Annotated in this window: 8 protein-coding genes; all 8 read left to right on the top strand. The window is 77.1% G+C overall.

Annotation, left to right across the window (positions count from 1 at the left end; translation table 11 throughout):
* On the top strand, positions 1–850 hold an 850-nt coding region (locus ACQKM2_RS37555; protein ID WP_427717856.1), incomplete at its 5' end, for an ATP-binding protein.
* Positions 847–4,356 carry a DUF5682 family protein gene (locus ACQKM2_RS37550; protein WP_427717854.1) on the top strand — a complete coding sequence of 1,170 codons (3,510 nt, stop codon included), beginning with the start codon at positions 847–849 and terminating at the stop codon, positions 4,354–4,356. The genes ACQKM2_RS37555 and ACQKM2_RS37550, both read left to right, overlap by 4 nt.
* Positions 4,353–6,245 (top strand): hypothetical protein, encoded by a 1,893-nt coding sequence (locus tag ACQKM2_RS37545; protein ID WP_427717851.1) that lies wholly within the window; start codon positions 4,353–4,355, stop codon positions 6,243–6,245. Before ACQKM2_RS37550 ends, ACQKM2_RS37545 begins: the two co-directional genes overlap by 4 nt.
* Positions 6,246–6,362: 117 nt before the next feature.
* A complete protein-coding gene (locus tag ACQKM2_RS37540; RefSeq protein WP_427717849.1) occupies positions 6,363–8,522 on the top strand; it encodes an MMPL family transporter in 2,160 nt (719 codons plus the stop codon).
* Positions 8,523–8,532: 10 nt separating this feature from the next.
* A complete protein-coding gene (locus ACQKM2_RS37535; RefSeq protein WP_427717847.1) occupies positions 8,533–9,714 on the top strand; it encodes a sensor histidine kinase in 1,182 nt (393 codons plus the stop codon).
* A 1-nt stretch (position 9,715) separates the two neighbouring features.
* A complete protein-coding gene (locus ACQKM2_RS37530) occupies positions 9,716–10,390 on the top strand; it encodes a response regulator (RefSeq protein WP_427717844.1) in 675 nt (224 codons plus the stop codon).
* Between the two features lie 90 nt (positions 10,391–10,480).
* Positions 10,481–11,230: an HNH endonuclease family protein gene (locus tag ACQKM2_RS37525; protein ID WP_427717842.1), complete on the top strand. Its 750-nt coding sequence runs from the start codon at positions 10,481–10,483 to the stop codon at positions 11,228–11,230.
* Positions 11,227–11,502 (top strand): hypothetical protein, encoded by a 276-nt coding sequence (locus ACQKM2_RS37520; RefSeq protein WP_427717840.1) that lies wholly within the window; start codon positions 11,227–11,229, stop codon positions 11,500–11,502. Before ACQKM2_RS37525 ends, ACQKM2_RS37520 begins: the two co-directional genes overlap by 4 nt.
* Positions 11,503–11,524: the final 22 nt, after the last annotated feature.

Raw genomic sequence — 11,524 nt, 5'->3', positions numbered from 1 at the left:
GCCGGGCACCGCCAAGTCGATGCTGTCCGAGCTGCTCTCGGCCGCCGTGTGCGGCACCAGCGAGCTCACCGTCCAGGGCACCGCCGGCACCACCGAGGACGCCTTCCGCTACGGCTGGAACTACGCGCTGCTGCTCGCCCAGGGGCCCACCCCGCAGGCCCTGGTCGACTCCCCGGTGCTCTCCGCGATGCGGACGGGCCGGGTGGCGCGGGTCGAGGAGATCACCCGCTGCCTGCCGGAGGTGCAGGACGCGCTCGTGTCGATCCTGTCCGACCGGCGGGTCAGCGTGCCCGAACTGACCGCCACCGAGGACGCGGTGGTCCCGGCCGCCCCCGGCTTCACCGTCATCGCCACCGCCAACCTGCGCGACCGCGGCGTCTCGGAGATGTCCGCCGCCCTCAAGAGGCGCTTCAACTTCGAGACCGTCGGCCCGATCGCCGACCCGGACGCCGAGACGGCGCTGATCCGGCGGCAGGCCGTCGCCGCCGTCCAGCGCGCCGGCGCCGCCTTCGGGGTCGACGACTCCGTCCTCGACGCGCTCGTCACCGTCTTCCGGGACCTGCGCTCGGGGCGCAGCGCCGAGGGCTGGGACGTGGAGCGGCCCGGCACGGTCATGTCCACCGCCGAGGCCGTCCAAGTGGCCGCCTCCCTGGGGGTGTCCGCCGCGTACCTGCCGGGCGGTGACGTGCTGGACCTGCTGCCGGGGCACCTGCTGGGCGTGGTGCGCAAGGACGACCCCGCCGACCACGGGCGGCTGCTGGGCTACTGGGACGGCCCGGTCCGGCGCCGCGCCGAGGACGGTTCGGCGACCTGGCGCCGGCTGTGGGACCTGCGCGGGAGCCTGCGTTGACGCTCACCGCCGAACCGCGGGCGGCGGTGGAGGAGCTGGCCGCCTGCCGCGAGCCGTACCTGCTGGGGGTGCGCCACCACAGTCCCGCGCTGGCCGCGGTGGTGCCCGCGCTGCTGGAGGCGGCGGACCCCGAGGTCGTCTGCGTGGAGCTGCCGGCCGAGTTCGGGCCGTGGCTGCCCCACCTGGCCGACCCGGAGACCGTGGCGCCGGTGGCCCTGGCGGGCCTGGGGGACGGAGGCCGCCTCGCCTTCTACCCGTTCGCGGACTTCTCCCCCGAACTGGCGGCGATCCGCTGGGCGTACGGGCGCGGCGTGGAGGTCGTCTGCTGCGACCTGCCGCTGTCCGACCGGGGCTGGACGCCGGAGGCCGCGCCGGCCGTCCCCGTGCCGTCGGGGGGCCGGTCCTACGCCGGCGCGCTCGCCGCCTCGGGGACCGGGCGCGAAGGGGACGACCTGTGGGACCGGGCCGTCGAGGTCCTGGCCCCGGGCTGCTCCCCCGAGGCCGTACGCCGCGCCGCGCTCGGCGTCGGCTGGGCGCTGCGGGCCGACGCGGGTGCGGTGGCGGCCGTGGACCTGGCGCGGGAGTCCCACATGCGGGGCGTGCTCGCGCGGTACGCCGACCGCCGGGTCGCCGCGGTGATCGGCGCCTTCCACGCCCCCGCCCTTGTTGCTCACGCGGGGCCGGACGCCGGAGCCGGTGCCGAGCCCGGAGTCGGGGCCGGGGGTGGGGGTGGGGAGGGCGGGTTCGTGACCTCGTTCGTGGCGTATTCCCATGATCTGCTCGACTCGCGCTCCGGTTATCCCGCCGGGATCCGGGACCCGCTGTGGCAGCAGGCCGTGTTCGAGGCGGGCGGGGACCCCGGCCGCCTGCGGGAGGCGGCCGCTGCCGCCCTGACCCGGCTGTGCCGGGAGCTGCGCCGTGCCGGGCACACGGCCGGCACCGGGGAGGCCGCCGAGACGCTGCGGCTGGCCTGCGACCTGGCGGTGCTGCGGGGGCTGCCCGCACCCGGCCGCGGCGAACTGCTGGAGGCCGTCACCACGGTGCTCGGGCAGGGCGAACCCCTGGGCCGGGGGCGGGCGCTGGCCCGCGCCCTGGAGGCCGTGTTCGTCGGCACGGGCCGCGGCCGGACCACGCCGCACGCCCCGCGTTCCGGGCTCGGCCCCTCCGTGGAGGCGGAACTGGCCGCGCTGCGGCTGCCGTGTCCCGGGGAACCGGAGCCGCGGGAGGTCCGCCTGGACCCCCTGCGCTCCGAACTCGACGGGCGCCGGGAGGTGCTGCTGCGGCGGCTGCTGGTCTGCGGGGCCTCCTACGGGGAGCCCCTGGGCACGGCCGCCACCGGCGACGGCACCGCCCTGGGGAGCAAGTGGCGGCTGGCCTGGACCCCGGCCGTCCCGGCCCGCCTCGACCTGGCGGGGGTCCGCGGCGTGAGCGCCGCCCAGGCGGCCGCCGGGACGCTGCGCGACACCGCGCGCCGCCAGGCGGCCGAAGGCGGCCCGACGGCGGCCCAGGTGCTGGCCGGGCTCGACGCGGCCGCGCGCTGCGACCTGCCCGAACTGGTCGGCGTACGACTGGAGGAGATGGCGGCCGTACTGCCGGACACCGCCACCGTGCCGGAACTCCTGGAGGCCGTGGACCTGCTGGAGGGGCTGCGCCGCGGCCACCTGCCCGGCGCCGGGGACGGGGCCCGGGCCGTCGCCGGGGAGCTGGCCGGCGAGCTGCTCGACGCGGCGCTGCGGTCCCTGCCCGGCCTCGCCGGCAGCGACGACCCCGCCGACGCGGGCGCCCTCGTGGCCCTCGCCGACCGGGCCGCCGCCCGCCGGCTGGGGCTGCGCATGGACGCCGCCCTCGCCGAACTCGCCTCCGGCGCGGGCCCCTTGATGCGCGGTGCGGCCCTCGCCGTACGGGTGCTGCTCGACCTGGACCCGGCGGACGAGCTCGGCTCCCGCGCCGCCGCCTGGGTGGACGGGGCGGCCACCCCCGACGGGCGGCGGGCGCTGGCCCGCCGCCTCACCGGGCTGCTCACCGCCGCCGGGCCGCTGCTGGACGCCTCCCCGGCGGCCCTCGCCCCGCTGCTGGACCGGGTGGACTCGCTGGACGACGCGGCGTTCCTGGAGCGGCTGCCCGCGCTGCGCGCCGGGTTCGACGTGCTCACCCCTGCCGCCCGGGAGCGGCTGCTCGACACCGTCACCGAGCGGCTCGGCGACCGCGTCGACCTCGCGCTGGACGCGCCGCCCGCGCTGCTCGCCCTGTGGGCCGCCGCCGACGCGGCCGGGCTGGCCGCGCTGAAGGAGCTGCCGCTGCCCGGCGGCCCGCCGGACGCGGCCGGCGTCCCGGTGCCCGCCGGCGGGACGGCGCCCGCGCTCCCCGCCCGGCCGGCCGGGGAGGAGCGGCGGCTGGCGCCCGCCGACCGGTGGCGGCTGCTGCTGGGCCGCCAACGCGACCGGCTCCCGGCCGGCGCCCGGCCCTACGCCCGGGCGCTGGACGAGCTGTACGGCGCCGGCCGCGGGGAGGGCTCCGCGGACGTGGGCCGGCCCGGCTCCGGCGGCGGGGACGAGGCCTCCTTCCCGACGGCCCGGGAGTGGTCGGCGGAACTGGAGTCCCTGTTCGGCGCCGACGTGCGCGAGGAGGTGCTCGCCGACGCGGCCGGGGCGGGCCGCACCGATGTGCTGGCCCAGCTCGACCCGGCGGCGGTACGCCCCTCCGTGGAGCTGCTGTCCTCGGTGCTCTCGCTGGCCGGCGGCATGTCCGAGGCGCACCTGGCCCGGCTGCGGCCGCTGGTGCGGCGGCTCGTCGACGAGCTGGCCAAGGAGCTCGCCACCCGGCTGCGCCCGGCCCTGTCGGGCGTGGCCACCCCGCGTCCGACCCGCCGGCCGGGCGGCCCGCTCGACCTGGCGCGGACCCTGCGGGCCAACCTGGCGCACACGCGGCGCCTCGACGACGGCCGGGTGGTGGTGGTCCCGGAGCGTCCGGTGTTCAGCACGCGGACGTCGAAGGAGGCGGACTGGCGGCTGATCCTGGTGGTGGACGTCTCCGGGTCCATGGAGGCGTCCGTGGTCTGGTCGGCGCTGACGGCGGCGGTGCTGGGCGGGGTGCCGACCCTGTCCACGCACTTCCTCGCCTTCTCCACCCAGGTCGTGGACCTCAGCGGGCGCGTCGACGACCCCCTCTCGCTGCTGCTGGAGGTCCGGGTCGGCGGCGGCACGCACATCGCCGCGGGCCTCGCGCACGCCCGGAGCCTGATCACGGTGCCGAGCCGCACCCTGGTCGTCGTGGTCAGCGACTTCGAGGAGGGCGCCCCGCTCGGGGGGCTGCTCGCCGAGGTGCGGGCGCTGGCGGCGTCCGGCGCCCATCTGCTGGGCTGCGCCGCGCTCGACGACTCGGGCGCGCCCCGCTACTCGGTGCCGGTGGCGCGGCAACTCGTCGCCGCCGGGATGCCGGTGGCCGCGCTCAGCCCTCTCGCCCTGGCCCGCTGGGTGGGCGACCGACTCCGTGGGGAGCCCCGATGAGCAGTCAGCTGTTGCCGCCCGTCACCGCCGAGGTGGTCGCGGACGCGGTGGAGAACCTGAGCGCCCGGCTGCGCAAGAAGCTGGACGCCGCGATCGAGGGCTGCCCGGAGGGCGCCGGCGCGGACGGGGCCGTCGTCTTCCGCTTCGGCGAGGACGCGGTGGTCACCCTGCGGCCGGGGCCGTCGGGGGCGGTCACGGACGCCGGACAGGCCGTCTGCGGCTGCCTGCTGGCACCGCGCTGCCTGCACCGGGCGGCGGTCCTGGGGGCGGCGCCGCTGGCCGAGCCCCTGGCCGGGGAGGGACCCGGTGAACGGGACGGTGCCGGGGCGGAGTCGGGCGCGCTGCCCGAGGGGGAGGCTCCCGCGCGGGTGCCGGGGCCGGCCGCGACGCCGGGTTCCCCGCCGGAGGCCGCCGCCCCGGCGGCCGCGGCCGGGGCCGGGGCCGGTTCGGGCTCCGGGGACGCGGGCCGGGACGCCGTCGTGCCGCCGACGCCGGCCCAGGTGCGGGCCGGGGCCGCGCTGTGGGCCGTGTCGGCCGAGGCCCTGGCCGCCGGGGTCGTCGCCGGGGGCGCGGTGGTCCAGGCCGAACTGCTGCGTGCCGCGCACACCGCACGGCTCGCCGGGCTGCCGCGCGCGGAGGCCGCCGCGCTGCGCGTGGTACGGGGACTGCGGGCCGCCCGGGAGCGCCGGGCCGGCCAGCGGCTCGCCGACCTGGCCGCCGCCTTCTCGGAACTGCTGCGCACCGCCGCGCTGCTGGCCTCCGGGACGGGCGGGCCCGGGCTGACCGGCGGTGGCCGGCGCGCCTACGAGGCCGGCGGCGGCCTGCGCGTCCACGGCCTGTGCCGGGAGCCCGTGCTGACCGCGACCGGCTACGGCGGCGTGGTCACCCACCTCCTCGGTACGGACGGCGCCCGCTACACCCTGTCGGACGTCCGGCCCGGCGGGCTCGCCCGCGCCCGGGGTGCGGGCGCGGCCTCCGTGGCCCTGGGCGGAGCCGCCCTCGACCACGCGGGGCTGGCGCGCGCGGGGCTGCGCATCACCGGGGCGACGGTCTCCGCGGACGGGCGGCTCGGTGCCGGGCGCGGGGTCCGGGCGGTGCCGGCGCCGGGCGCGGCCTGGGACGAGGAGCCGCTCGCCGCGCTGTTCGCCCGGCCGGCGGCCGAAGCCGTACGGGAACTGCTGGCGCGGGACGCCGAACCGGGCCTGCTGGGCTGCGACGTCCAGGTCGTCGGCGCGGCCGGCGAGCACCTGCTGGTGCGGGAGCGGCGCGCGGAGGCACCGCTGCTGCGGCTGCGTCCGGCGCACCCGCACCCGGAGCTGGCGCACACCGCCAACCTGCGGCGCCTGGCCGGGCATCCGGGGCTGGCCGTGCGCGTCCTGGGCCGCCCCGACCCCGACCGGGCCGCCACCCTGAGCCCCCTCTCCGTGGGGCCGGTGCCCGGGGCGCAGTACACGCTGCGGCTGCCGGCGGAGTGGCGCGACCGGGCCGACCTGGGCTACGACCGGCTCCAGGGCAGCCACTTCCCGGAGGGCGGGGCCCCGGCCGGGCCGGCGGCCGACGGGGAGCCCGGGCCGGACGCGGTGGGCGACTCGCCGCTGTGGCGGGTGCGCCGGCTGCTGGAGACGGGCGTGGCCGGCGGCCGCCGGGCGGTGGCGGAGACCGGCCGGGGTCCGGAGCCGCTCGCGGCGTACGGACCGCTGCGCCGGGCCGGGTTCGCGGCGGCGGCCGACCTGGCCGGTGCGCTCGTGGCGGAGGCCGGGCGCCGCCCCCGCGACGCCTTCGGCCGGCTCACCGAGGCCTCGTCGGAGGGCTACGCCTGGGCCTGGCTGGCGGCGTCGGCGCACCTGGAGGCCGCCCACCGCTCGCTGGTGGCCGCCTCCTGGGCCTGACCGGCGCGGCGCCCGACGCACGGTGCGGGACCCGCCCCGTGTCCACCGACCGGTGGACACGGGGTTCCACCGGGCGGGGCTGCCGGGGCGGCACCCCCGCGGACGAGCATCGGGGACATGAGAAATCGCCCTGTACGCATAGCCCGTTGGAGCGCCCGACACCCGTGGAGCGCGATCACGGGGTGGTTCCTGTTCGTCGTCCTGTGCCTCGGCGCCGGCATCGCCACCGGAAGCAACGCGGCCACCACCGAGGACTTCTGGGTCGGGGAGGCGGGGCGCGCCGAGTCGATGGCGACCGGAGCCGGTCTCCAGCGCCGGCCCACCGAGCACGTCCTGGTCCGCGCGAAGTCCGGTCCGCTGGACGAGGCGGCGGCCGGTTCCGCGGTGCGCGAGCTCACCGACCGGCTGGCCGGGCTGCCCGAGGTGGACCGGGTGGCGGCGCCGGTCCGCTCGCGGGACGGCACCGCCCTGCGGGTGGCCGTGGTCCTCAAGGGCGCGGAGCTGGACGGCAGGAAGAACGTCGCCCCGCTCCTGGAGCGGACGGCGGCGGTCGCGGCCGGCCACCCGGACCTGGTCGTCGAGGAGACCGGATCGCCCTCCATCAGCAAGGGCGTCAACGACCAGCGCGGTGAGGACCTCGCCCTCTCGGAACGCATCACCCTGCCCGTCACGCTCGTCGTCCTGCTGCTCGTCTTCGGGTCGGTGGTGATGGCCGGCGTGCCGCTGCTGCTGGCGCTCTCCTCGATCGCCGCCGCCGCGGGACTGGCCATGACGGCCTCCCACCTGCTCCCCGATCCCGGGGTGGGGACGAACATGATCCTGCTCATCGGCCTGGCCGTGGGCGTCGACTACACGCTCTTCTACCTCAAGCGGGAACGCGAGGAACGGGCCCGTGCCGGGGGCCGGCTCGGCCCCGAGGCCCTGGTGGACCTCGCGGGGGCCACCGCCGGCCGGGCCATCGTGGTCTCCGGTCTCGCGGTGATCGTCTCCACCGCCACGCTCTACCTGGCCTCGGACGTCATCTTCTCCTCCCTGGCGACGGGCACCATCCTGGTCGTGGCGGTCGCCGTCGCCAGCTCGCTGACCGTCCTCCCCGCGCTGCTGGTGACGATCGGCCGGCGCACCGAGCGCCGTGCCGCCAGGGCCGCCGCCCGGCGGGCCGCCCGGGGCGTGCCGGTCCGCACGAAGCCGGCGGGGCCGGAGAACGGCAGGGTGTTCACCGCCCTGCTGCGCCCGGCGCGCAGGCGTCCCGCGGCCACCCTGTGCGTGTCCGTGCTGCTCATGCTCGCCGCTGCGGCGCCCGCGCTCGGGATGAAGCTCATCGACCCGGGCAAGGACACCTTCTCCCGCGGCATCCCGGCGATGCGGGTCTACGACCGGCTGACCGAGCGGTTCCCGGAACTCCTGGTCAGGCACGAGGTCGTCGTCCGCTCCGCCCCGGACCGTGCCCCGCAGGTGCGGCAGGCTCTGGCGGACCTGGCCCGGCGGGCCCAGGCGGATCCGCTCTTCGACCGCGGCGGCGAGCCCCCGGTGCGCACCTCGGCGGACGGCCGGACCAGCGTGCTCGAACTGGCCGTCCCGCATCCGGCGCCCTCCGGCCCGGCCGTCGAGTCGCTCGGCCGTCTCCGCACGGTGTACCTGCCCGCCACGGTCGGCGCGCTGCCCGGTGTGGAGACCGCGGTGAGCGGTGACGTGGCCCGCGGCCGGGACTACGTGCGGCACGAGAGCGGCAAACTGCCGCTGGTCGTCGGGTTCCTCTTGTTGCTGACCTTCGTGATGAGCGCGTGGGCCTTCCGCTCCGTGGTGATCGCGCTGATCGGTGTCCTCCTCAACCTGCTGTCCGCCGCCGCCGCGCTCGGCGCGCTGGTCCTGGTGTTCCAGGGGACCTGGGCGGAGGGGCTGCTGGACTTCGATTCCCTGGGCGCGATCGCGTCGCGCGTGCCGCTCTTCCTGTTCGTGATCCTCTTCGGGCTGTCGATGGACTACCAGGTGTTCGTGGTCAGCCGGATCAAGGAGGCGGTGGACGGCGGGATGACGGCCCGGGCGGCCGTGCTGGAAGGGATAAGCCGGTCGGCGAAGGTGGTGACGAGCGCGGCCGCGGTGATGGTCACGGTGTTCGCGGCCTTCGTCTTCCTCCACCTGACCGAGATGAAGCAGATGGGCTTCTGCCTGGCGGTCGCGGTCCTGCTGGACGCCGTGGTCATCAGGATGATGATCCTGCCCTCGGTGCTGCTGCTCCTCGGCGAACGGGCCTGGTGGCCCCGGCGCGGCGCGTAGTCTGACGATCATGCTGCAACGACCCCGGCGCGGTGACCCGTTCTGGATCTGGGCGCTCCACGGGTGGGAGGGACTGTCCTGGGCGCTCATCGCCCTGGTCACCCTGATCACCCTGGTGGGGGACGCTCCCCCGAGGACGAGCCACGGGATGCCGGCCCTGGTGGCCGTCCTCGCCCTCGGTTACGCGCTCGTGCGCTTCCGGCCCGGCAACCCGGTGCTCCGCCCGCACGGCTACCTGTGGCTGCTGGTGGCGGTGCTGGGAGGCCTCTCCTACGTCGGCGACGGACTGGGCGTCTTCTACACCGTGACGCTCGCCCAGTTCGTCGTCTTCGCGGACACCCTCGGGGCAGCGGTCCTGTCCACCGGTCTCGGCGCGGTGGCGATCACCGTCGGCGGCACCCTGCGGGAGGGCTGGAGCGCCGAGGTCCTGACCACCAACACCATCTCCTCCCTGGCGGTGTTCGCGGTGGGCGTCCTGATCTCGGCGGTGACACCGCGGGCCCTGGCGCTGCGCGACGAACGGGCCCGGCTGCGGGCGGACTTGAGGACGGCGCAGCAGGAGCTGGTCGAGGCGTACCAGCGCCAGGGCGCCGCCGAGGAGCGCGAGCGCCTCGCCCGGGAGATCCACGACACCCTGGCCCAGGGGTTCGCCTCCATCGTCGTGCTGGCCGAGGCGGCCCGGTCCGCGCTCGCCGCGGACCCCGCCAGAAGCGCCCAGCAGCTCCGGTCCATCGAGCAGACCGCCCGGGAGAACCTCGCCGAGGCCCGCGTCCTCGTGGGCGCGGCCCCCCGCAGCGGCGTCGCCCCGGGATCGGTCGCGACGACGCTGCGCCGCACGCTGGACCGGTTCGCCGAGGACACCGGACTCACCGTCACGGCGGAGCTGGCGGACATCGCGTGCGACCAGCCGACGCGGATCGCCCTGCTGCGGTTGACGCAGGAGTCCCTGGCCAACGTGCGCAAGCACGCGCACGCCTCCACGGTGGGCGTCGTCCTGGCGGGCCACCAGGGCGGTGTGGAACTGGAGATCACCGACGACGGACGGGGGTTCGTGGTCGGGGAGTCCCACGGCTTCGGACTCGACGGGATGCGCAGGCGCCTCGCCGAGTTCGGCGGCGATCTCACGGTCACCAGCTCGGTCGGCGACGGCACCCGGATCCTCGCCGTGATCCCCATGAACGGTCAGGTGTGACATGACGACTGTGCCCACGACGAAGACCACGCCACAGGAGCGCCGGCTGCGCGTCGTCCTCGCCGACGACCACACGGTGATGCGCGCCGGACTCGTCGCACTGCTGGCCTCCGAGCCCACCGTCGACGTCGTCGGCGAGGCGGCGGACGGCCGCGAGGCCGTACGCCTCGTGGAACGGCTCGACCCGGACCTGGCCCTCCTCGACCTGCGGATGCCGGTCCTGGACGGTGTGGGTGCGACGCTCGGGATCGTCGGCGGCGGCGCACGGACCCGGGTCCTCATCCTGACGACGTACGACACCGACGCGGACATCGAGCGCGCCGTCGAGGCGGGGGCGACCGGCTACCTCCTCAAGGACGCCACCCGCGACCAGCTGGTCGAGGCCATCCACGCGGCCGCCCGGGGCGAGACCGTCCTCGCCCCGCGCGTCGCGCAGAGGCTCGTGGCCCGGATGCGCCGACCGGTCCCGGTGGCACTGACGGCGCGCGAGGCCGAGGTGCTGGGCGCGGTCGCCGACGGGCTGTCCAACGCGGAGATCGGCCGGCGCCTGTTCATCGGAGAGGCCACGGTGAAGACCCACCTCCTGCGGATATTCGCGAAGCTCGACGTCGGCGACCGCACGCGCGCGGTCGTCGTGGCGATGAACAGCGGGCTGCTGCCGGGCCGCACGGGCTGACGGGCTGACGGGACCGGTGCGTGGTTGGATGTCCGGTTATGGGTAGTCTTCCCGGGTCAGTTCGCGAAGCGTCTCGTCCGGGGTGGGGTCATGGATCGTCACACAGGTGTGCGCGGCGGGGTGGTGGCCGTGGCGCTGCTGCTCGGCGTGAGCGGGTGCGCAGGGGCGGGGAGCTCCGGGGACGGCAAACCGCCGCGGAAACCGGCCGGCACCGGCCCCTCCGCGCAGGCGTCGACGCCCGCGCCGCCCCCGTCCGCGGGCGACGCCAAGCCGGCCTCCGGGGACGTGCTGCCGGGGATGGTCGGCGCGGCCGTCGCCCGGACCCAGCTCGCCTCGCTGACCACCGGCAAGCCCGGCACGATGGCCGGGTACAGCCGGGACAAGTTCACGCACTGGGCCGAGCAGGGCAACAAGTGCGACACGCGCGAGACGGTCCTGCGGCGCGACGGGGCGGACGTCACCCAGGACTCCGAGTGCCGCGCCGTGTCGGGACGCTGGAAGAGCCTGTACGACGGCGTCGCGGTCAACGAGGCCTCGAAGCTGGACATCGACCACATGGTGCCGCTGGCCGAGGCCTGGCGCTCCGGCGCCTCCGGGTGGGACGCCGCGAAGCGCAAGGCCTTCGCCAACGACCTGACGCGGCCGCAGCTGCTGGCCGTCTCGGCCGCGTCCAACCGCTCCAAGGGCGACCAGAGCCCCGACCTGTGGCAGCCGCCGGACAAGGCGAGCTGGTGCCAGTACGGGCGGGCCTGGACCACCGTGAAGTCCCACTACGGCCTGACCGTCACCGAAGCCGAGAGGGCCATGCTCACCACCATGATCGACACCTGCGCCTCATGACCGCTCCCCGGCAGTGGCAGGACGAGGTCCTCGCGGGTCCCGGCGGCGCCATGACCGACGAGGTCGGCGTCATCACGGGCCCGCTCACGCTGCGCACCACCGGCGGGGCGGACGGCAAGGTCCGCTTCGACATCCAGTACACGGACGCGGACGAGTGGTACACGCTCACCGGCAGCCCCGTGGCCCACGGCGACCCCGGCACCCTCCACACGGCCGCCCTGCGCGCGGTCCGGACCGGGGGCGGCGCCGTGGCCCCGACCCCGGAGGCCTGACCGGGCGGCCGGGGCGCGGCGT

The sequence above is a fragment of the Streptomyces sp. NPDC004126 genome, from assembly GCF_050275515.1.
Classification (GTDB): Bacteria; Actinomycetota; Actinomycetes; order Streptomycetales; family Streptomycetaceae; genus Streptomyces.
This window is presented reverse-complemented; position numbering and strand designations above follow the sequence as displayed.